Source organism: Saccharospirillum sp., from assembly GCF_039982735.1.
GTDB lineage: Bacteria > Pseudomonadota > Gammaproteobacteria > Pseudomonadales > Natronospirillaceae > Saccharospirillum.
This window is the reverse complement of record NZ_JBDWXV010000008.1, coordinates 73,370-94,693: the sequence shown is the minus strand read 5'-3', so window position 1 is coordinate 94,693 and position 21,324 is coordinate 73,370. Positions and strand designations below refer to the sequence as shown.

The 21,324-nt window shown below is 56.9% G+C and carries 21 protein-coding genes; 15 read left to right on the top strand and 6 right to left on the bottom strand.

Annotated elements, in window-relative coordinates; genetic code table 11:
• From rlmH to lipA, 9 genes are all read left to right on the top strand, one after another.
• On the top strand, nucleotides 1–468 hold the full coding sequence (gene rlmH / locus ABJT94_RS05075) for a 23S rRNA (pseudouridine(1915)-N(3))-methyltransferase RlmH (RefSeq protein ID WP_348477211.1): 468 nt from the start codon (nucleotides 1–3) through the stop codon (nucleotides 466–468).
• 85 nt (nucleotides 469–553) lie between these two features.
• On the top strand, nucleotides 554–2,401 hold the full coding sequence (mrdA, locus tag ABJT94_RS05070; RefSeq protein WP_348477212.1) for a penicillin-binding protein 2: 1,848 nt from the start codon (nucleotides 554–556) through the stop codon (nucleotides 2,399–2,401).
• The gene (gene rodA, locus ABJT94_RS05065; protein ID WP_348477213.1) at nucleotides 2,398–3,531 is read left to right on the top strand and encodes a rod shape-determining protein RodA; all 1,134 of its coding nucleotides are present in this window, start codon (nucleotides 2,398–2,400) and stop codon (nucleotides 3,529–3,531) included. The genes mrdA and rodA overlap by 4 nt, the downstream gene beginning before the upstream one ends.
• 147 nt (nucleotides 3,532–3,678) lie before the next feature.
• Nucleotides 3,679–4,653, top strand: a complete 975-nt coding sequence (gene mltB / locus ABJT94_RS05060; protein WP_348477214.1) for a lytic murein transglycosylase B — start codon at nucleotides 3,679–3,681, stop codon at nucleotides 4,651–4,653.
• 71 nt (nucleotides 4,654–4,724) lie between these two features.
• Nucleotides 4,725–5,537 (top strand): septal ring lytic transglycosylase RlpA family protein, encoded by an 813-nt coding sequence (locus ABJT94_RS05055; RefSeq protein ID WP_348477215.1) that lies wholly within the window; start codon nucleotides 4,725–4,727, stop codon nucleotides 5,535–5,537.
• A gap of 208 nt (nucleotides 5,538–5,745) precedes the next feature.
• A complete protein-coding gene (locus ABJT94_RS05050) occupies nucleotides 5,746–6,915 on the top strand; it encodes a D-alanyl-D-alanine carboxypeptidase family protein (protein ID WP_348477216.1) in 1,170 nt (389 codons plus the stop codon).
• Between the two features lie 3 nt (nucleotides 6,916–6,918).
• Entirely contained in the window at nucleotides 6,919–7,191 is a 273-nt protein-coding gene (locus tag ABJT94_RS05045) for a DUF493 domain-containing protein (protein ID WP_348477217.1), read from the top strand.
• The gene (lipB, locus tag ABJT94_RS05040) at nucleotides 7,191–7,889 is read left to right on the top strand and encodes a lipoyl(octanoyl) transferase LipB (RefSeq protein WP_348477218.1); all 699 of its coding nucleotides are present in this window, start codon (nucleotides 7,191–7,193) and stop codon (nucleotides 7,887–7,889) included. The genes ABJT94_RS05045 and lipB overlap by 1 nt, the downstream gene beginning before the upstream one ends.
• A gap of 66 nt (nucleotides 7,890–7,955) precedes the next feature.
• Entirely contained in the window at nucleotides 7,956–8,951 is a 996-nt protein-coding gene (gene lipA / locus ABJT94_RS05035) for a lipoyl synthase (RefSeq protein WP_348477219.1), read from the top strand.
• Nucleotides 8,952–9,214: 263 nt separating this feature from the next.
• Here the strand turns inward: lipA and ABJT94_RS05030 are convergent, their stop codons facing one another.
• The gene (locus tag ABJT94_RS05030) at nucleotides 9,215–9,610 is read right to left on the bottom strand and encodes a helix-turn-helix domain-containing protein (protein ID WP_348477220.1); all 396 of its coding nucleotides are present in this window, start codon (nucleotides 9,608–9,610) and stop codon (nucleotides 9,215–9,217) included.
• Between the two features lie 306 nt (nucleotides 9,611–9,916).
• Here ABJT94_RS05030 and ABJT94_RS05025 point away from each other — a divergent pair, with 306 nt between their 5' ends.
• Nucleotides 9,917–10,279, top strand: a complete 363-nt coding sequence (locus ABJT94_RS05025) for a response regulator (RefSeq protein ID WP_348477221.1) — start codon at nucleotides 9,917–9,919, stop codon at nucleotides 10,277–10,279.
• 6 nt (nucleotides 10,280–10,285) lie between these two features.
• Here the strand turns inward: ABJT94_RS05025 and ABJT94_RS05020 are convergent, their stop codons facing one another.
• Together ABJT94_RS05020 and ABJT94_RS05015 are read right to left on the bottom strand one after the other, a co-directional pair.
• Complete coding sequence (locus ABJT94_RS05020; protein ID WP_348477222.1) at nucleotides 10,286–10,726, bottom strand: hypothetical protein; 441 nt, start codon at nucleotides 10,724–10,726, stop codon at nucleotides 10,286–10,288.
• 155 nt (nucleotides 10,727–10,881) lie between these two features.
• Entirely contained in the window at nucleotides 10,882–11,289 is a 408-nt protein-coding gene (locus ABJT94_RS05015) for a TraR/DksA C4-type zinc finger protein (RefSeq protein ID WP_348477223.1), read from the bottom strand.
• 304 nt (nucleotides 11,290–11,593) lie between these two features.
• On the opposite strand from ABJT94_RS05015, the gene purU reads away from it, so the two are divergent.
• Nucleotides 11,594–12,448: a formyltetrahydrofolate deformylase gene (purU, locus tag ABJT94_RS05010; protein WP_127556353.1), complete on the top strand. Its 855-nt coding sequence runs from the start codon at nucleotides 11,594–11,596 to the stop codon at nucleotides 12,446–12,448.
• Nucleotides 12,448–13,380, top strand: coding sequence for a hypothetical protein (locus ABJT94_RS05005; protein WP_348477224.1), 933 nt, complete (start codon nucleotides 12,448–12,450; stop codon nucleotides 13,378–13,380). Before purU ends, ABJT94_RS05005 begins: the two co-directional genes overlap by 1 nt.
• An 8-nt stretch (nucleotides 13,381–13,388) precedes the next feature.
• On the opposite strand, the gene mltF is transcribed toward ABJT94_RS05005, so the two are convergent.
• Nucleotides 13,389–14,834 carry a membrane-bound lytic murein transglycosylase MltF gene (gene mltF / locus ABJT94_RS05000; RefSeq protein ID WP_348477225.1) on the bottom strand — a complete coding sequence of 482 codons (1,446 nt, stop codon included), beginning with the start codon at nucleotides 14,832–14,834 and terminating at the stop codon, nucleotides 13,389–13,391.
• A 105-nt stretch (nucleotides 14,835–14,939) separates the two neighbouring features.
• Here mltF and purL point away from each other — a divergent pair, with 105 nt between their 5' ends.
• The gene (purL, locus tag ABJT94_RS04995) at nucleotides 14,940–18,851 is read left to right on the top strand and encodes a phosphoribosylformylglycinamidine synthase (protein WP_348477226.1); all 3,912 of its coding nucleotides are present in this window, start codon (nucleotides 14,940–14,942) and stop codon (nucleotides 18,849–18,851) included.
• A 2-nt stretch (nucleotides 18,852–18,853) separates the two neighbouring features.
• The gene (locus ABJT94_RS04990) at nucleotides 18,854–19,204 is read left to right on the top strand and encodes a hypothetical protein (RefSeq protein WP_348477227.1); all 351 of its coding nucleotides are present in this window, start codon (nucleotides 18,854–18,856) and stop codon (nucleotides 19,202–19,204) included.
• Nucleotides 19,205–19,390: 186 nt separating this feature from the next.
• On the opposite strand, the gene ABJT94_RS04985 is transcribed toward ABJT94_RS04990, so the two are convergent.
• Nucleotides 19,391–20,161: an alpha/beta fold hydrolase gene (locus tag ABJT94_RS04985; RefSeq protein ID WP_348477228.1), complete on the bottom strand. Its 771-nt coding sequence runs from the start codon at nucleotides 20,159–20,161 to the stop codon at nucleotides 19,391–19,393.
• Between the two features lie 67 nt (nucleotides 20,162–20,228).
• Here ABJT94_RS04985 and ABJT94_RS04980 point away from each other — a divergent pair, with 67 nt between their 5' ends.
• The gene (locus ABJT94_RS04980; RefSeq protein ID WP_348477229.1) at nucleotides 20,229–20,489 is read left to right on the top strand and encodes a YkgJ family cysteine cluster protein; all 261 of its coding nucleotides are present in this window, start codon (nucleotides 20,229–20,231) and stop codon (nucleotides 20,487–20,489) included.
• On the opposite strand, the gene ABJT94_RS04975 is transcribed toward ABJT94_RS04980, so the two are convergent.
• Complete coding sequence (locus tag ABJT94_RS04975) at nucleotides 20,486–21,322, bottom strand: HDOD domain-containing protein (RefSeq protein WP_348477230.1); 837 nt, start codon at nucleotides 21,320–21,322, stop codon at nucleotides 20,486–20,488. The two genes, ABJT94_RS04980 and ABJT94_RS04975, sit on opposite strands and share 4 nt — an antisense overlap.
• Nucleotides 21,323–21,324: the final 2 nt, after the last annotated feature.

Genomic DNA, 21,324 nt, shown 5'->3' with positions numbered 1-21,324 from the left:
ATGAAGATCCGAATTCTGGCCATTGGCCCTAAAATGCCAGCCTGGGTTGATGCTGCCGTTGCCGAGTACCAGAAACGAATGCCCCGGGAACTGCCGGTAGACTTCGTTCCGCTGGCGCTCGGGCAGCGCGGTCGCAATGCCTCGACAGATAAGGCCATTGCACAGGAAGGGGATGCCATGCTGGCGGCCATTAAGCCGGAAGACCAGGTCGTTGCCCTGGACCTTTCCGGCAAAGCCTGGTCAACCGAACAACTGGCCGACCAGCTGACACAATGGCGGCTTGAAGCGCGTGATCTTACGTTGTTAATTGGCGGGCCGGACGGTTTGGATCCCAGGTGTCTGGCGCGTTCCGCTCAGCGCTGGTGTTTGTCAAACCTGACGTTGCCGCACCCGCTGGTGCGCGTATTGCTGGCCGAACAATTGTATCGAGCCTGGACCGTTACTCAAAATCACCCCTACCATAAATGACGACTCGGGCTGCTTTGAGCCGCCCGGGCCAGCAACGCATTCGCAGAAGACCTGGCAGCCAGTGCCGGGGTAGAGTACTGAAGGCATGTTGAACAGCTCACTCGACAATCGCGAAAAAGAACGGCGCCTATTCCTGAGCCGGATGACCGCTTCGTTTATATTTATTGCCATATTGATACTGGCGCTGGTGGGGCGATTGTTCTATCTGCAAGTGGTGCAAAATGAACGCCATGAAGCCCGATCGCAAACCAACCGGTTGGAAGTACTGCCAATTCCACCCATTCGCGGGCTTATCTACGACCGCTATGGTGAATTGCTCGCGCGCAATGAGCCCAGCCATACACTGAGCGTTGTGGTGGAGCGAAGTGGAGACCTGGACGCCCTGGTCCAGGAGCTTGGCGCCCTGGTTGACCTGTCAGAAGATCAGGTGTCGCGTTTTTTTGACCGTGTTCGTGGTTATCGTCGGCCCTTTGAACCCATTCCTCTCAAAGTGCGGTTGACGGAAGAAGAAGTTGCCCGGGTGTCGGCCAACCGGATCTTTTTGGAAGGCGTTCAGGTCGACGCCGAGCTGATTCGTCAATACCCCTTTGGCGAGGAATTTGCCCATGCGCTCGGATTTGTGGGGCGCATCAACCAGGAAGAACTGCGCGATCTGGATGTCGGTGCCTACGCCGGGACTCGCTTTATCGGTAAGGAAGGGGTTGAGCGGCAGTATGAAGATGCGCTGCTCGGTGAGCCCGGGTTTCAGCGTGTAGAAACCAATGCGCGGGGACGGATAATTCGGGTTATCGAGAAACAGGCGCCCAAGCCCGGTTCTAACCTGCATTTGTATCTCGACCAGGAGCTGCAAAAAATGGCGTACGACCTGCTGGGCGACCAGCGGGGCTCGATTGTCGCCATTGAGCCCGAAACAGGTGGTATTCTGGCCATGGTCAGCAACCCGGGCTTCGACCCCAATTTATACGTCAGCGGTTTCCCGACGGAGATTTACAACGCCCTGAGGGACTCCCCGGATAACCCCTTTCTGAATCGGGCCATTCGCGGCCAGTACCCGGCAGCATCCACCATCAAGCCCTTTTTGGGGCTGGCGGGGGTTGATCAGGGCTTCGTTACCTGGGACTACACCATCAACGACCGGGGCTACTACCAGTTACCGACCGATGACCGGATCTACAACGACTGGAAACGCGGCGGGCATGGCCGCGTGAACCTGCGTAAAGCGGTCGCCGAATCCTGCGATACCTATTTCTATCAGTTGGCCTACGACATGAAACTCGAAGCCATTCATGACATTTACGATCAGTTTGGCTTTGGCAAGAACACGACCGCGGATATCTACAACCCCTTTACCGGGATCAACCCCAGCCGGGAATGGAAACAAAACCGGCACGGGTTTTCCTGGTATGCCGGGGACACCATCAACCTGAGTATTGGGCAGGGCTACATGCTGGCGACGCCAATGCAGTTGGCCATTGCCACTTCGGTGCTGGCCAACCGGGGTCGCTGGGTCACACCCAGGTTGCTGATGCACAGCAACGACGAAAGCTTGCTGGACAGTATTCCCGAGCCACCACCCGATGTGCACCTGAACAATGATTCCAACTGGGACCGGATGCATGCCGCCATGCAGGACGTAGTGCAGGGCGCACGAGGTACAGCGCGTGCCTCGGGACTGGGGGCAACCTACGAATACGCAGGAAAATCCGGCACGGCGCAGGTCATTCGAATAGAGCGTGACGAAAATGGTGACCCGATCGGCGATGTGCCTGAGCAGTTTCGCGACCACGCCTGGTTTATGGGGTTTGCGCCACTCGAAAACCCTCAAATAGCCGTCGCCGTGCTGGTGGAAAACGGTGGCAGTGGCAGTGGCGTTGCAGGGCCCATGACGCGTTCGCTGTTTGATTTCTATCTGACGCGCGAGCTCGAACAATGAATTTCACGGAATACGTTCGCCAGTTGCCTCAGGGCAGCATGGACCGCCGGCAAAGTATCTGGACCCGGTTGCATCTGGATCCTTATCTGTTCGCAGCCTTGCTGGCGGTTGCCGTAGGCGGCATGGTCGTACTGTACAGCGCGACCAGTGGTGACCTGGGCGCGGTGTATCGGCAGGCCATTCGGTTTGGCATTGGCTTTATGGCGATGATCATCGTCGCCCAGTTCGACCCGCGCTGGTTTCAGCAGTGGGGAGGGACTGTCTACCTGGTTGGTGTTCTGTTATTGGTGGCGGTTATTGTCAGTGGCGCCCAGGCCATGGGTGCTCAGCGCTGGTTGCAGATTCCAGGCCTGTTTCGGTTTCAACCCTCTGAGCTGATGAAACTGGCGGTGCCGGTCATGTTGTCCTGGTATATTTCACGCTACGGACTGCCGCCCCGTTATCGCGATTTACTCGTATCCGCAGTACTGTTGTTTGTACCGGTTGCCTTAATTATTCAGCAACCGGATCTGGGAACGTCACTGCTGATCGCGTCGTCCGGTCTGTTCGTTATTTTTTTAGCGGGCCTGAGCTGGAAGTTGATTGTCAGCTTCGCCACCATGGCCATTGCCATGATTCCGGTGCTGTGGATCTGGGTCATGCGTGATTATCAGCGTCAGCGAGTACTGACGTTATTCGACCCTAACGTCGACCCGCTCGGGGCGGGTTGGAACATTATTCAATCGATGACCGCCATCGGCTCGGGTGGGTTAACTGGCAAGGGGTACATGCTGGGTACCCAATCACAGCTCGATTTTCTACCGGAAAGCCATACCGATTTCATCATTGCGGTATTGGGGGAAGAGTTTGGGTTTATTGGTGCCGTGATTTTGATCGCACTGTATGCCGTTATTATTCTGCGCGGAATGCTGATTGCGATTCGTGGTCGCGACAATTTTTGCAGGCTTCTGGCCGGCAGTTTAACCCTGACGTTTTTCATTTACGTTTTTGTAAATGTTGGCATGGTCAGCGGAATCCTGCCAGTGGTCGGTGTACCCTTGCCTCTTGTCAGTTATGGCGGAACGTCCATCGTGACACTGCTCACTGGCTTCGGAATGTTAATGTCCATCAGTACCCATCAGCGAAACTAGGGATCCAGGTGTGATGTGGTCAGGCCTCCCCGGTCGGCATCGCGGTGACAGGGAGATCAGGGTAAGCGTATACCGCCTTTCTGCTTTCTTTTTCAATTCGCAGACCATCAGTTTCGATTCAGAATCCGGATAGGAGTATCAATAGTCATGCAACGATTTTGGGGCGCACTACTCGCCAGTGCCCTGGTGGCTGTCACCGCTGCTCAGGCTGAGCAGCTGACCGAGTTTCCCCGCACGTCCGCCATCATCGACGTCCTGGTGAACGAGCATGAATTTGACGCCGCCCAGGTTGAGGCCTGGTTTGCCGAAGGTGAGTACATTGCACGCAATGTCGAATCTCTGGCCAAGCCCGCCGAGACAACCAGAACCTACGCCGAATACCGCCCCCTCTTTGTGTCGGACGAAACCGTAGAAAACGGCAAGCGCTTTATGGAGGATCAGGCCGAATGGTTGTTGCTGGCCGAAGAACGAACCGGTGTTTCCGCTGAAGTGATTGCCGCAATCATGGGTGTTGAAACCCGGTATGGTAATTTTCTCGGCGTGCATCGTACCTTCGATGCTCTGGCCACACTGGCTGTCACAGAAGGGCGTCGCGCTGATTACTTTCAGCGAGAATTGATTAACTTTCTACTGATCAGTCGTGATCAGTCGTTTGATCCCCTGTCGGTAAAAGGTTCTTATGCGGGTGCCATGGGGTACCCTCAGTTTATGCCGAGCAGCTACCTCGCCTATGCCGACGATCTGGATGGCGATGGTAATATCGATATCTGGAACGATCCGGTTGATGCAATCGGGTCCATTGCCCGTTATCTCAGTGAGCATGGCTGGCAACGGGACGCACCTATTGCGACCCGGGCGCACGTCAGCGGTGAATACCGGCAAGTCGAATTGAACAGCTTTGATCGCGACCGAACACTGGCGGACGTCGCTGCTCTGGGGTGGGATCCACTGATTGCTGCACAGGACGACGCCCAGGTGCATCCCATCCGGCTGGATGGTGACGAAGGTGCGGAATTTTGGTTGGGTTATCGGAATTTTTGGGTAATATCCCGGTACAACCGGTCGGTTGCTTACAGTATGGCAATCTTTCAATTGTCAGAAGCCTTACGGTTGTCACAATAGCCTCTGAAATAGAGGTTATCAGGGTCAAAGGCCAGATCTGAACACAATAATGACCGGTAAGAGGATGGTCGATGGTGAGTATGAATTACCGGTCAGCCCGGGCGAGCGGAATAACCGTGTTGGCGGCTCTGATCATGGCAGGGTGTGCCGGGCAGTACGTGTCTCATGAAACCGGCAGTAGCCAGGTCAGTAATGCCGGGCGGTATTCGATGGATCAGGATCGGGGGCCCAGCCAGACACTGACGGCCGATGAAATCAGTGAGGTCACTCCCCGGGTTGAACCGCGCAGCCGCCAGGGCAATGCCAGCCCCTACACCGTCAATGGGCGCCAGTATCAGGTGTTGGCCAGTGCCGACCGGTATTCCGAGGAGGGGTTGGCGTCCTGGTACGGGGCCAAGTTCCACGGCCATACCACGTCCAATGGCGAAGTGTTCGATATGTACCAGATCAGCGCAGCGCACAAGAGCCTGCCATTGCCGACCTGGGTGAGGGTTACCAATCTCGATAATGGCCTGAGTATCGTGGCACGTGTTAATGATCGTGGGCCTTTTCACCCAGGGCGCGTTATCGATATGTCCTATGCGGCGGCGGTTAAACTCGATTTCGTCCACAAAGGCACAGCCCGGGTGCGGGTAGAGGCGTTGGCCGGTCAGGAGCTCGATCAGCCCGTCTATTACGTTCAGCTTGGGGCCTTCAGTCAGCGTCAGTCAGCGCAAAACCTCAGAGACCAGATTGCGCGGCAGATCGATGACGATGTGAATATCAGTGAGGGCGAGTTCTATCGGGTTCGCATCGGGCCCGTTCAGTACGATCGCGCAGAAGCGCTGCAGCGCGCCCTGACTACCCCCGAGCTGGGCAAGCCGCTGCTGGTCGTGCCGAACTAGGCACGGCACTTTGCCGGGGGCAGGGTGCCTGGCTATACGTTTCATATACGCAGCTCGCTTCGCCCCGTAGATGAAATTTTGCCATGGGTTGATACAATGCCCGGGCTCGGCCGCATCAAATCTGACTGTCTGGCCGTCTACCGTTGGACAACGTTGGCGTGATACCGGGTAATCGGGTATGGCGCCGCTCATAAAAAAGGTTATCTCAGTGTTGAAGCATCGTTTTAAGCGTTGGACGTCTTTGTGTGTTGCCGGACTGGCCCTGTTTTCGGGCGCTGCCATGTCCGAAACGATCATTCCCTCTCCCCCCCAGTTGGCCGCCAGTTCCTATATTCTGATGGATGCGACTACCGGTCACATTCTGGTCTCGCACAATGCCGACGAGCGCCTGCCACCGGCCAGTCTGACCAAGCTGATGACCAGTTACATTGCCGAGCGGGAAATTATTGAAGGGCGGATCGCTCTGGATGACGAATCTCTGATAAGCGTCAATGCCTGGCAGACCGGCGGTTCACGCATGTTCATTCAGGAAGGCCGGTTTGTCAGTATTGAAGACTTGTTGCGCGGTATCATCATTCAATCGGGCAACGACGCCTCTGTTGCCATGGCTGAGCATGTGGCTGGCAGTGAAACCATGTTTGCCCAGATGATGAATTCATACGCCGATAGACTGGGCATGGAGAATTCAAAGTTCCAGAATGCGACCGGTTTGCCGGCGGACGAGCATTATTCCTCAGCAGCCGACATGGCCATCCTGAGTCGGCATATCATTGAAGATAACGCAGAGTTCTACCCCATCTATGCTGAGCGCAGCTTCACCTACAATGGAATTTCACAAGCCAATCGCAATTCGCTGCTCGGGCGCAACCCCTCTGTTGACGGGTTGAAGACCGGTCACACTGAAGAAGCGGGCTACTGTCTGGTTGCGTCTGCCATTGAAGACGGCATGCGTCTGATCAGTGTGGTTATGGGTACAGCCTCGGAGGAGGCCCGGGTACAGGAGACGCAGAAGCTGCTGACCTACGGGTTTCGCTATTTTCAGACAGCGCAACTTCATGACGGTGGTGAAGAACTCTACTCGGGTCGTGTCTGGGGCGGACGGGCCGACAACGTCCGTCTGGGACTGGAAGCAGACCTCATGCTGACGATTGCCCGTGGCGATGAATCCAGCATGAACACCGTGCTGAACATTGATCCTGTGCTGAAAGCCCCCATAGAGGCGGGGCAACGGTTGGGTGAGCTGGTTGTGACGCACGGCGATGAAGAAGTGGCCCGTCGTCCCTTACTGGCGCTTGAAGCGGTTGAACCGGCAGGGTTCTTTGCCCGTATCTGGGATTACATTCTGCTGTTTTTCTTTAATTTGTTTAACGGGAGCTGATGGGTGACCCGGCAAGACCCCCCTAAAATCACCTTTCCCTGCGATGACTATGTGATCAAGGTCGTAGGGGATGTACACGAAGAGTTCAAGTCTTTCGTGCACAGCGTGCTGGTGCGCTACGATGACCGCCTGACAGTGTCGGCCTTTTCGGTTAGCACCAGTCGGAACGGCCGTTTTGAGAGTTTGACTGTGCGCATGCGCATCGAACACGAAGATCATCTGACGGAGCTGTTTGAGGCACTGAAAGCCGACGAACGGGTGCGCATGGTGCTTTGATGACGGCCGCTGATACCGGGGCAGGGTTTGCTGCGGAACCTCGCGCAGTGATTGTCCGTGATCTGGGGCGTGTTCCGTATCAGCAGACCTGGGAGGCCATGCAGGCCTTTACGCTGAATCGGGATGATGACGCGCTGGACGAAATATGGCTTCTGGAACACGATCCCGTATTTACTCAGGGCCAGGCTGGAAAGGCGGAGCATCTGCTCAGTCCGGGAGATATTCCGGTGGTTTCTGCTGACCGGGGAGGTCAGGTCACCTACCATGGTCCGGGCCAGCTGGTTGCCTATGTGTTGCTGGACATCCGCCGTCTAAAGTCGGATGTTCGCAAGCTGGTATCGGCACTCGAAGCCAGTGTGGTCGGCGTGCTAGGCAGCTATGGCGTTGAAGCGGCGCCGCGGGCAGATGCCCCGGGTGTCTATATTGGCGCTGACAAAGTGTGCTCGCTGGGGTTGCGCATCAAGCGCGGGTGCAGTTATCACGGCCTGGCCTTAAACATTGATATGAATCTGGAACCCTTTGCCCGTATCAACCCCTGCGGTTATCAGGGCCTGAAAATGACGCAGGTGGCCGACTGGGTCGAGGTGGCGGATATCGACACCATCAAACAGCAATGGCTGACCGAGTTTTGTACAGGGTATAATTTGCGGCCAGTGAATCCGAATGAAGGTTCAGCGCTTCAGGCCGAGAGTGCCTGAAAACGCCTGAACAGCCCGTTTGCCGGGTGATCAACCTTCCCTACAGTTAAGAGGCAGTGCGAAGCGATGAGCGACACCAATCGAATTCCCGTAGTTCAGGTGAGCAGCGGCACCAAGTTTGTTAACGAAAAGGGTGTCAGAGCCATTAAAAACGGGGTCAAACAGCACTCCAATGCTCGTCGTTCCACCGATAAGAAGCCGGAATGGTTGCGCATCAAGCTTTCCAGCGGCCCCAAATACGACAGTGTCAAAACCATTGTCCATGAGCATAGGCTGAGTACCGTTTGCGAAGAAGCCATGTGCCCGAACATTGGTGAGTGCTGGAGTGCCGGAACGGCAACCATCATGCTGATGGGGGACGTCTGCACCCGGGCGTGCAAGTTCTGTGCGGTTGATACGGGTAACCCCAGGGGCTGGCTGGATGCTGAAGAGCCTGACAACACAGCCCGGTCAGTGGCACTGATGGGTCTCAAGTACGTGGTGCTAACCTCCGTGAACCGCGATGACATTGCTGACGGTGGTGCTGGTCACTATGCCGCAACGGTCCGTCGGGTCAAGGAAGTGAATCCGGATACTGCGGTCGAAGCACTGACGCCCGATTTTCAGGGCAAGCATGCCGATGTTGAGGCCGTGGTCGATTCCGGTGTTGAAGTCTTTGCCCAGAACGTTGAGACCGTTAAGCGGCTGACGCACCCGGTGCGTGACTCGCGAGCCACTTATGAGCAAACGCTGGATGTCCTGGCCCACGCCAAACGCTACAAGCCGGACGTACTGACCAAAACCAGCCTGATGTTGGGGCTGGGTGAGACAGATGAGGAAATTCTGGAAACGATGGACGATCTGAGGGCGGCCGGCGTAGACATTTTAACGCTGGGCCAGTATCTGCAGCCGTCAATAAACCATCTGCCGGTAGAGCGTTATGTGACCCCGGACGAATTCAATCGTTTTCGCGATATCGGGCTTGAAAAGGGATTTCTGGAAGTGGTATCCGGCGCTTTTGTCCGCTCCAGTTACCGGGCCGAACAGGTTTTGCAGAAGAACAACGTAGGTTTGGGGCGTTAATTTTTTGCGGTTTATCGCCCGGGCATTTCCGGTTCCCGTATAAATGTGACCATATTCTGTCGAAATTTGGTCACATTTATGGCTGTTTCAATGAATTAGTGTGGGGCAGAATACAGGGGCGCTGAAGGGATTTCTGGCGCTGTTGCAGGGAAGTGGCAAAGGTGTTGTCAGCACGCACGCTGTGCTGGCGGACCGGTCAAGGAGAATGTTCCCGTCCCCTGACTCGCCTCTCACGAGGCGAGTACTTTATCGCAGGCAGAGTTTTAGGCAGAGCGATAGATTTGGTCCATCAGTTGGCCGTTCAGGGTGTGTAGCTGGTCGCCCAGAGTGGTGCTCAGAGACTGATAGGCATCGGTCTGACAGACCGACGGATAGTAGTCCGGATGAGTGATGAAGAGCTTGAAGTCATCCGGTCGTTGCCTCCAGAACTGCCGGTAGGCGTCGCCCTTGTCGAACCCCTGGTTCAATTGGCGCAACAGGTCCGGTGCAATGGCTTCCCATAGCCCTGCGACAATTTCTTGCTTGTTGCGAAAATAGTAGTAGATGGAAGGGGCCGCGCAGCCCGTCTCCGCCGCTATTTTGCGCAACGACAACTTACTGATGCCTTGTTCGGACAGCACCTTTCTAGCTGATTCCAGTATGTTCTCTTTTTTAATCATGGCGTCAGTCATCCAAGTAAACAGCGTTTTAAAATCTAGCAGTGGTTCAGGTTCTACGCTATGCCACGCTTCGTGTCATTTTGTAACCTGCTGCCTGAGAGGTGCCGGAAATGGTCAGGGTTTGTCGCATTTACCCTGGTTAAATACCGCCAATATCCCCTAATGCCGGAACTCTGTGCGAATTCTTCTGACGCCTTCTGGCGGTCATTTGCGATTGCGCGCTATAATCAGCGTCTTGTAAACATCGCACGCCACCAGCCCGGTGATATCGGTGGTCTGTGCCTGAGCTCTAAGAGGATTGACTGTATGGCTACCATCCTGGTCATCGATGACTCACCGAGTCAAGTGACGTTGTTCAAGAAAATACTGGAAAAGCACGGCCACACACCGGTGATTGCCGAGGATGGCGCAACTGGCGTGGCGGAAGCCAAGAGTATCCTGCCGGACTTGGTACTGATGGACGTGGTGATGCCAGAGCTGAATGGCTTTCAGGCCACCCGCAAGCTGACCAATGATCCGCAGACCGCGCATATACCGGTCATTATCGTGACCACCAAAGATCAGCCGACCGATAAGGTTTGGGGAGAGCGCCAGGGCGCCAAAGGTTTCCTGGTTAAGCCAGTCGATGAAAGCGAGCTGATCGCACTGATCAACCAACTCCTTCCCTGAGGCTGGTTACTGGGCCGCATGTACGTTACTGACAATGCGGTTCAGCTTCTGCCAGCTTTGTGATTCCTGATAGTGGTCTGTCCGGACGCTGTGAGTCTGGATGCGGGCCAGGAGGGAGTCTTCGCCGGTCGGTTCTGCTGGCTCGGCCAGCTGCATTAGTCGACCGGCATCCTGAAGCGTAATGAGATTGTATTGCAGTAGATGTCCGGTCAACCGGCCAAGGTTAGCCGGTTCAGTAGCCTGAGCTGAAGCAATATCCGGCGCCTGAGCGGCAACCCATTCAAGTACAGCGACGGCATCGCTAACGTATACGGCATCGTCTCCACCATCCGGTAGTGATGAATCGCCGGTTTTGTTCGTTTGATCGACCGCGCCGGTACCGGTGTCGGCGCGATGAAACTGTTGATGTGCCTGGTAATGTTCGAGGCCACTGATGTTCAGGCTCATGGTAAGGCATTGCCGCAGTTGATGAGGTTACTGACTATCAGCAAGCTTCGTGCCTGAATCAGTTGGCTGATGCAGATGTTGAGCAGGAAGTTCAAAACTAAAAAAGCGCCTTCGGGCGCTTTTTTTGGTCTGTTAGTGAGAAAAGACTGGCAGGATCAGGCGTCGCGGAAGTTGCGTTCCTGACGTTCCTGGCGTTGTTTTTCTTCAGCACAGAGCGTTGCTGTGGGCCGTAACAGCAGCCGACGTACACCGATGGGTTCGCCGGTCACCGCGCAATAGCCGAAATCTCCGGTGTTGATGCGTTTGATGGCATCGTCGATCTTAGGCAGCAGCTTGGTCTGGCGATCCAGGAAACGCAGGTTCATGCGGCGTTCTTCCTCGATGCTTGCTTTGTCCAGCTCGTCGGGTTCGTTCTCGAAGGTAGCCAGCGTCTCGCGGGCTTCTTTCAGTGAGGCGCGTACTTCGTCGGCCTGCTCTTGCAGAAGGTTGCGAAAAAACTCCAGTTGAGCGTCGTTCATGTACTCGTCATCTGGGGCTGCCAACAGCTGTTCTTGAGTCAGCATAAAGCGATTCCTGTGCTGTGATGCCGCTGGGATAAAACCCATGCGAACTGTGTTGCGATCTTGCAACCTGGCCGGTTATTGATCGAGGCGATGATCGGGTGGGTGCTCCAGAGTTGAGAGCTTTGACACTGCGTGAGTCACAGTAAGCCAGACCCTGATCAAACCTGATGTTGACCACCCTGCAGGTGCGCCTGGATGGTTAAATAATAGCCAGTGTCGTCAAAAGAGGGCACATCATATATCATCGCCCATTCGGTTAAAATAGCTTTTTTTCTGCAAATTCAAGCCCTTGGAGTAGAACTGAATGGAACGCGTTTTTCGCCTGGTGATGTCCTGTCCGGACCGTGTTGGCATTGTTGCCCGGGTCAGCCGGTTTCTGGCCGACCACAATGGCAGCATTCTGGAGGCCAATCACCACGCCGATCTGGAGCAAGGGTGGTTTTTCATGCGCAATGAAATCAAAGCCAGTTCATTGCCGTTCGATGCGCAAGAGCTGGCACGTCAGTTTGCACCCATCGCCGAAGAGCTGGGTATGACCTGGCGCGTAACAGACAGTGACCAGCGGCCGCGATTGGCTTTAATGGTGAGTCGCGACAGCCATTGCCTGGCCGACATTCTGAACCGCTGGCACAGTGGTGATTTGCATTGTGACATTGCCTGTATTATTTCCAATCACGATTCACTGCGCAGTCTGGCCGAGTGGCACGCCATTCCGTTCTTTCACGTACCGGTCGACCCTGCTGACAAGGCGCCGCACTTTGCTGAAGTCGAACGGCTGATTGAACAGCATGCGGCTGACACGGTAGTGCTGGCGCGTTATATGCAGATACTGCCCGCAGACCTGTGCGCTCGAATGCCGTATCGGGTCATCAACATTCACCACAGCTTTTTGCCCTCGTTTATCGGTGCCAGGCCCTACCATCAGGCCTATGAACGCGGCGTCAAGCTTATTGGGGCGACCTGCCATTATGTGACTGCCGACCTCGATGCTGGCCCCATTATTGATCAGGATGTGATTCGGGTGTCTCATCGGGATGAGATTGAGGATATGGTTCGGCTTGGAAAAGACTGCGAGCGTACCGTGCTGGCCCGAGGGTTGCGCTGGCATCTGGAAGACCGGGTTCTGGTTCACGGCAATAAAACGGTGGTATTCAACTGATGCAAAAACACGTCAATGTAGCGCTGGTACTATTGGCCGGGTCTGGCCTGGCTTGGGGCGCGGAATCCCGGGTAACCGGCCAGTTGCAGGTGCAAGGTGCCTACCTTGAGCCGGCACTGGATGGTGACGGGCGCTGGTACCTCCAAGCACCCAATAGCTGGCTCGGGTTGGAAGTGCTGGAATCGGTAAGCGGCAGCCAGTATCGCGCGGTGATGGAGGCGGATATTGATCCACTGTTTCTGGACGAGCCGGTTTCCAGCCGGCAGGTGTTTATTGAATGGCTGCAACCGCTATACAGCATACGGGGTGGCAAGTTGCGCAGCCTGGAGCAACGCTTGCTGGCTGATCCGATTGACCAGATGCATGGCTTCGATGGCACACAATCGACCAGTGCTGACCGGTTCACCGATGCGATGGCCATTGATACCTACAGTGCCCGCAACGGACTTGGCCTCGAACAGCCCAGCCTTGAGTTCACCGCAAGTAACGGTGAACTGATGTACATCAGTGGTCAGTGGACCTTTGAGGATGAAACGTCTTCCTCTACGTTGCAGCAGTGGGCAGTTGCGGCGGGTCTCGACACCCCGGAAGGCAGTGTGGCGCTGACCTATCGACGTAACGATGCTTTCGATGCCGGCCTTTTCGGCAGTTCCATTCTGTGGGAAAGCGACGGTCTGCAACTGGGTGGCAGTGCCCTGTATCGGGAGGAGTTGGTTGCCTGGGATCTGGTGGGTGCCTATCTGGCCGGTACGGTCGTCAGCAAGTTGAGTTATGGCCGTGATAACCTGCAAAGCGCGTCGGATGAGGCCAGCTATTGGGCCTTTGGCATCGACCAGGTCTTCAGTGATGCCATACTCAACTATTCAGAAATTCGCTGGCAGCCGGAGCCGGAACAGTGGCGTTGGATGACCGGTTTCAAATTGACGTTCTGATTTCAAAATCAGGGGCCGGGGGTGACGGTCAGGCCCGGCATCGGCAGGGTTTCGAGCCGGTCCGTGAAGAAGACGCCAGTCTCTGGCTGCTGTTCGGGGAAGGCGCGTAACAGTACGTTGTAGTAGCGCCTTATGTTCGCGACGTACACCACCGGTTCCCGCCCCCGGGCATACCCAAAGCGGGTATAGGGGTGCCATTCTTTCAGTGCCAGTTTGGGCAGGTGCCGGCGAACGTCGAGCCATGAATCCGGATCATCACCCAGGGTTTCGGTAATAATGCGAGCATCCTCGAGGTGCCCGGCGCCGACATTGTAAGATGCCAGGGCCATCCATGTGCGGTCCGGTTCCTGTATCCGTTCGGGGACGCGCCGGTGAAGGCTAGCCAGATAGCGGCTGCCGGCCTGAATGCTCTGCTGTGGGTCGAGCCGGTTATCTATCCCCATTTCGCGGGCGGTCGTTAGCGTGACCATCATCAATCCTCGCACGCCGGTTGGCGAAACCGCATTACGCCGCCAGTGACTTTCCTGATAGGCCACGGCTGCCAGTAGGCGCCAATCCAGTCCGTGCAGGTCGGCCTGTTGCCGAAAGTCGGCTTCAAACTCCGGCAATCGAGAGCCAATGTGGCGTTCGAAAGTCAGGTTGCCTACATAGTCGAAATCACGGGTGTGGCCGAGATAACGATCTTCCAGCCGGGGGATCAGTTCGGTCTTCTCGAGTTCGCGTAAGGCGTTGTTAACCGCATCGATTAGTGAGCGATCGCGCTGGTTACGAAACAGCGGGGCGACGGGGCGCGGGTGCTCGGTCAGCGGGTCGAAGCGCTGGTTGGGGAAAAACGGACGCATCACCAGAAAATCACGTTCATCAAGCAGCGCCATATCGAGCTCGCCCATGTCGATTCGGGTCATCAGTTCGGCCGGACCGGCGCTGGTCAGCGTCATGTCCAGTGCCGGGTTGTCTGTGGTCAGGCGGTCGCTGAGGCCGCCGTGGCTGACCGGGTCGAGCGTTGCAATGCGCTGCTGATCGAGTTCTGGCGCTGTACTGGCCATCTCCCGGGCCAGTCCGACACGGGTCATCAGGTAGGGTAGTCCGGGTGTAAAATCTTGCTGGCTGGCGTTATAGGTGGTGCCAGTGAGCGCCATGTCGACGGCCCCGGCCGCCAGTGCACGATAAAGATCGGGCAGTTCGCTGACCGCGAACAGTTGAACCTCGAGGCCCAGTTGCCGGCCCAACAGTTGGGCTAGATCGTACTCCAGGCCCGCCATGGTCTGGTCGTACTGTACATAGACGCCGTCCGTTTCCCGTATGGCGATGATCAGGGTGTCTCGTGCCTGCACCCGTTGCCAGTGGTTGTGCCAGCTGAAACCGGTGGCTACCCAGAAGCCTATGCCCGCCAGCAAGAGCACCAGTATTGCGGCTTGGCAGAAAGAAAAAATTGAACGTCTGGTCAGTAACAAGCGCGGTCCCCGGGGTTTGATACGGCTTTGATTGCAGTGCCATTTTACCTGTTTTTCGGCTACCATACGCGCCGATTTTTGCCCGCATCCAGAACAGGCCCCGATATGCTGATACTCCGAGGAAATCCCGTTTTATCCACGTTTCGCCGTCAGCGCTTGCTGGCCCGCCTGCCGACTGTGCTGGAAGCCGGGCTTGCCGCCCGAATTCGGGATGTCTACGCAGAGTACATGCATTTTGCTGACATCTCTGATGATCTGACGTCTGGCGAACAGAGCACACTGGAGCAATTGCTGCACTATGGCCCCCGGGTTGACGTCGAACCGGCCGACGGTGCCCTGATCTGGGTATTGCCGCGGTTCGGTACCATTTCGCCCTGGTCGAGCAAGGCCACCGACATTGCCAGAAACAGTGGCCTGTCGTCCATACGGCGGCTGGAGCGAGGCGTCCGTTTTTGCGTTCGTACCGATAACCCTCTGAGCGAGGACGAGGTGCGTCAGGTTGGTCAGGCGCTGCATGACCGGATGACCGAATCGGTAGTGTACGGCACGCCCGATGTAGCTCAGTTGTTCAGCCACCACGAGCCCCAACCCCTCAGTCAGGTAGGCATTCTCACCGGTGGACGGGAAGCGCTGGCCGAGGCTAATCAGTCGCTGGGGTTGGCGCTGGCTGATGATGAGATGGATTATCTGGTTGAGGCCTATCAGCGCCTTGAGCGCGACCCAAGTGATGTTGAACTGATGATGTTTGCCCAGGCCAACTCAGAGCACTGCCGACACAAGATTTTCAATGCGACCTGGACGATTGACGGCGAGGAGCAGCCCTGGTCGCTGTTCAAGATGATCAAGAACACCTATCAGCATAATTCGGCGGGTGTGCTCTCGGCCTATAAGGACAATGCGGCCGTAGTTGAAGGCTTCCGCACGGGCCGCTTCTACCCCGATGCTGATCATCAGTACCGCTATCACGAAGAAAATGTGCACATCCTGTTCAAGGTTGAAACCCATAACCACCCCACAGCCATCGCCCCCTTTGCCGGGGCTGCGACCGGTGCTGGTGGCGAGATCCGTGACGAAGGCGCAACCGGAACCGGTGGCAAGCCCAAGGCGGGCCTGGCCGGGTTCAGCGTGTCGGACCTGAATATCCCAGGGTTCGTGCAACCCTGGGAAAGTCAGTATGGCAAGCCGGGGCGCATTGTTTCAGCGCTGGATATCATGATCGATGGCCCCTTGGGTGCGGCAGCGTTTAACAATGAATTCGGCCGACCCAATCTGCTGGGCTATTTTCGGACCTATGAAATGTCGGCGGCCGGTGTCAACGGTACCGAAGTGCGCGGTTATCACAAGCCAATCATGATTGCCGGCGGATACGGCAACATTCGCGAAGACCACGTCGACAAGGCATGGGACGCCATTCCGGCCGATTCGGCGTTGATCGTGCTCGGTGGCCCGGCCATGCAGATTGGTCTGGGTGGCGGTGCTGCTTCGTCGATGGACAGCGCGGAGGGCAATGAAGATCTGGATTTCGCCTCCGTCCAGCGTGGCAACCCCGAAATGGAACGGCGCTGCCAGGAAGTGATCGACCGCTGCTGGCAACTGGGCGCCAAGAATCCGGTGGCCTTTATTCACGACGTAGGCGCCGGCGGTCTGTCGAACGCCTTTCCGGAGCTGGTTAATGACGGCGGGCGTGGCGGCGACTTCCAGTTACGCGATATCCCCAACGACGAACCGGGCATGTCACCTCTTGCGGTCTGGAGCAACGAAAGCCAGGAGCGCTACGTGCTGGCGGTTACTCCGGAGCGACTGGCCGAATTTGAAGCCATTTGCCAGCGCGAACGCTGCCCCTTTGCCGTTATCGGTACGGCAACTGAAAAACGCCAGTTGGTGTTGAATGACCGGCATTTTGGCAATAAAGCGGTTGATATGCCCCTGGATATTCTGCTCGGCAAGGCGCCGCGCATGGAGCGTCAGTTTGAGCGCCAGAGTTTTGAGCCCAGCCCGTTCTCGACCCGGGGCATTGATTTGCATGAAGCGGCCGAGCGGGTGCTGCGCTTGCCGGCCGTCGCCAGCAAGAGCTTTCTGATCACCATTGGCGACCGCTCCATTACCGGTATGGTTGCTCGCGAACAGATGGTAGGCCGCTGGCAAATTCCGGTAGCGGATGCGGCGGTGACAACGACCGGCTTTTCCGGCTACACCGGCGAAGCCATGGCCATGGGTGAGCGCACACCTCTGGCCCTGTTGAACGCCCCGGCCTCTGGCCGTATGGCGGTAGCCGAGGTGCTGACCAATTTGGCATCCGTGTCGATTGGCGAGCTGGAGCTGGTTCGCTTGTCGGCCAACTGGATGGCAGCCGCGGGCCACCCTGGCGAAGATCAGGCCCTGTATGACACCGTCAGGGCAGTGGGGCTGGAACTTTGCCCCGACCTGGGTCTGACCATACCGGTCGGCAAAGACTCCATGTCGATGCGCACCACCTGGGACGAAGCCGGGCGCACCAAGGCCGTCACCGCGCCGCTCAGTCTGATCGTGTCGGGCCTTGCGCCGGTGGAGGATGTGCGTAAAACCGTTACGCCCGAATTGCGGACGGACAAGGGCGAGACTGATCTGATACTGATCGACCTGGGCCGTGGCCAGAACCGTCTGGGCGGGTCGGCGTTGGCTCAAGTCTATCGCAAGGTCGGTTCTGAGCCGGTCGATCTGGACGACAGCGAAGACATGAAAGCCTTCTGGGCGGTGATGCAGGGGCTGGTTGCCGATGGCAAGCTTCTGGCCTATCACGACCGTTCCGATGGCGGCTTGTTTGCAACGCTGTGTGAAATGGCGTTTGCCGGTCGCACCGGCATCGACATCAAAGTCGAGCGTTTTGCCGGTGATGACGTCACCGCCGCCTTGTTTTCCGAAGAACTGGGTGCCGTCATTCAGGTTGCACAGGCGCAGACCGAAGATGTCCTGCAGCAACTGACGGCGGCAGGCCTGGGTGATTGTTCGGCGGTGATTGGCCAGTGCAATGACGATGATTTCATTCGTTTTTCTGATGACGATGAGGAAGTGCTGGTCAAACCGCGAACGGATTTACTGCGCCTGTGGACCGAAACCAGCTACCGCATTCAGGCCCTGCGCGACAACGAGGCCTGTGCCCGGCAGGAATACGATGCCTGGCTGAACGCCAACGACCCGGGCTTGCATGCCCAGTTGACGTTTGACCCGAACAGCGATGTCACCCGGTCTGTCAATTCGAGCGTACGCCCGAAAGTCGCCATACTGCGGGAGCAGGGCGTTAATGGCCAGGTTGAAATGGCCGCCGCTTTTGATCGTGCCGGTTTTGATACCGTCGACGTTCACATGAGCGACCTGTTGACGGGCCGTCGTTCGCTGACCGAGTTCCGCGGTCTGGTTGCTTGCGGTGGTTTCTCCTACGGAGACGTTCTCGGTGCAGGGGAGGGCTGGGCAAAGACTATCCGCTTTAACGATCGTGTTCGCGACATGTTCCAGGCGTTTTTTCACGACCCCTCTACCTTCTCGCTCGGCGTGTGTAACGGTTGCCAGATGTTGTCGAACTTGCGCGATCTGATGCCCGGCACAGACCACTGGCCGCACTTCGTGCGCAATGAATCGGAGCAATTCGAAGCCCGTACCGTCATGGTTGAAATTCCCGAATCGCCGTCCATTTTCCTGGCGGGCATGGCCGGGTCGCGTTTGCCGATACCCGTTGCCCATGGCGAAGGCCTGACCGAGTTTCGCGATCAGGCGCATGCCGATGATGCGATCGACAGTGGTCTGGTCGCCCTGCGTTACGTCGACAATTATGGTGAAGTAACGCAGCGCTATCCGTTCAACCCCAATGGCTCCGTTGCCGGGATGACCGGTTTTACCAACAGCGACGGTCGCATCACCATCATGATGCCGCACCCGGAGCGGGTATTCCGGTCGGTCACTAATTCCTGGCGGCCGGACCACTGGCAGGAAGACGGCCCCTGGCTGCGGATGTTCCGCAATGCCCGGGTCTGGGTAGGGTAGAGGTGGCTGAATTTCTGCTCGTCTTTGCCATCACGCTCGTCGTGATTGTCGGCGTTACGCTGGCGATGATCTGGGGCAAGGCCCCGGTGTATCGCCCGACCCAGGATAGCGTTCAGGCACTGCTTACCAGGGCGCTGGAAGGTGAGGCGGGTGAGGATGAGTGGCAGTTCTTTCTGGATATGCCCATACGCCACGACCCGGATCTGGAAGCGTTGCGCAAAGACTGTGCTCAGCTGCACGACGAGCAAGGCTTGCGGCCCCGGGCGGGCAAGGTGCGGTTCAAGGAGGCGGGCCAGATCCGGTTGCGCCACTTTCTGAGCCGCCTGGAGCAGGGCGGTTCCAAGTCTTTTTAGCTCAAGTGTCCGAGTTCGCTCGACAGACTAGCGCTGGGTGCCGGGCATGCCTCTGTGGGGGAGTCCGCAGCAGGGATGCTGCGGCCTAGGCTCCATGGAAGGATTAACGCCGACCCCACAGAGGCATGCCCGGCACCCGGTGCGGGCTCGTGACTTGGCTGTAAAATCAAACCTCCGAAACTTGAGCTAGTCGGCTTCCAGAAATCGTTCCAGAATTCTCAGAAACGCAGCGGGTTTTTCGGCATGGGGCCAGTGGCCAGCTCCCTCAATGATCTTCGCGGTCGCGTTCGGGAAACGTTCGGTAATGGCGGGCTGATCACTGGTCTGGATGTACTGGCTGTTCATGCCTTTGATGAAGAGCGTTGGTCCTTCAAAGGGATGATCGAAATCGGGTTCGTTGGCGATGCTGTCGTACTGTTGTTGCAACGCCTCCAGATTGAAGCGCCAGGCCAATTGACCCTCGTCGTTTCGATATAGACTTTTCAAAATGAATTGGCGTATACCCGTGGTTTCAATGCCGTCTTTCAGTGCATCGTCGACCTCTGAGCGGTTCTTGAACTGACTCGGGTCCGTGTTTGCCAGGGCACGGAAGATGTCCTGATGATGTGGCGGGTAGGCCCTTGGCGCGATGTCGACAATAATCAGTTTGCTGATTTGGGGTTGGGCGTCGGTCAAGGTCATTTGCATGGCCACCTTGCCTCCCATTGAATGACCGAGCAAGGCCGTATTGTCGATGCCTTGTGACGACATCCAGTCGGTTACTGCCCTGGCGAAAACCGGATATGACTGTTGCTTTACCCAGGGCGAACGCCCATGGTTGGGCAAGTCCAGCAGATGAACCCGGTACTGCTCCGATAACGATTTGGCAATACTGCGCCAGTTGTCGCCACTGCCAAACAAGCCATGGAGAATGACCAGATCGGGTCCTGAACCCAGGGTGTCGCTGTACAGTTCCATGATGCCTCGGAGTCTCCTGCAGTGGGTTGTGGGGTTATCAATTCGTTAATGTTACCAGAGGTGGGTTATGCAATGTCGTTCCGGGTGCGGTGCCTGCTGCATCGCACCATCGATCAACCAGGCGTTCTATGGGATGCCTGCTGGCAAGCCCGCCGGTGTACGCTGCGTCCATTTATTGGACGATGCCCGTTGTGCCCTGTTCGGGCGACCCGAGCGGCCTGCAGTGTGCTCGGCCTTTCAGGCCGAGGCGGCGTTTTGCGGGGCGAGCCGTGAAGAAGCCCTGCAGATACTGGATGATCTGGAGGTAAGCTCCAGGCCGGCTCCCTAAAGGAAAGCGGCCTGTGCGGTTGCCGCTTCGCGCTCCAACTCCGCATAGAGTGGGTCTTCGCGATCGTTCGGCAAGGCCAATCGCTCAAAGGCCGAGACCTTGGTCCAGTCCATCCGGGACCAGCCGCTGGTGCTGTCTTTGAGCACGATCAGGTTAGCGACGGTGATGATGTCGGTCAGATCAGCCTCGGCCGGGTTACGGTCGAATTTGCGATAGTCGCGCGGTACCCGGCTGAGCTGAGGCGAGAAGTCCCAGCGTTCCAGAATGACGCTACCCAGATGACCATGCAATTGATCGATGATCTGACCCAGGGTGATGTTATCGAGAATCAGGTCATCGCGCTCTTCGGCAAAGGTCAGAATGGGTAAAGCCCCTAGCCTGTGCACCAGTGCGGCCAGCAACGCCTCTTCGGCGCCCACGATTGCGGTTTGACGCGCGAGTATGGTTGCCATAGCCGATACCTGGCCGGTCAGGCGCCACAGTTGGCGCATACGCTTGTCGATCATGTCTGAGGTGGCCTGAAACATCTGTTCCATGGCCAGGCCAATCGCCAGATTTGAGGTGTAGTTCATGCCCAGTCGGCTGACTGCCATCGACAAGTCCCTGACCTCCTGCGGGGCGCGCAGCAGGGGGCTGTTAACCACCCGGATGATGCGGGCACTCAGGGCGCTGTCGCGGGAAATAATGTCGGTCAGTTGTTTGATCGTCGCATCCGGATCCTCAGCCGTATCCCTCACTTTCAGGGCTACTTCAGGCAGACTGGGCAGAACCAGTTGGTCGTTGTTCAGCGCGTCGATGATGTCTTGTTTGACTGTCTCTAACAGTTTGCTCATGG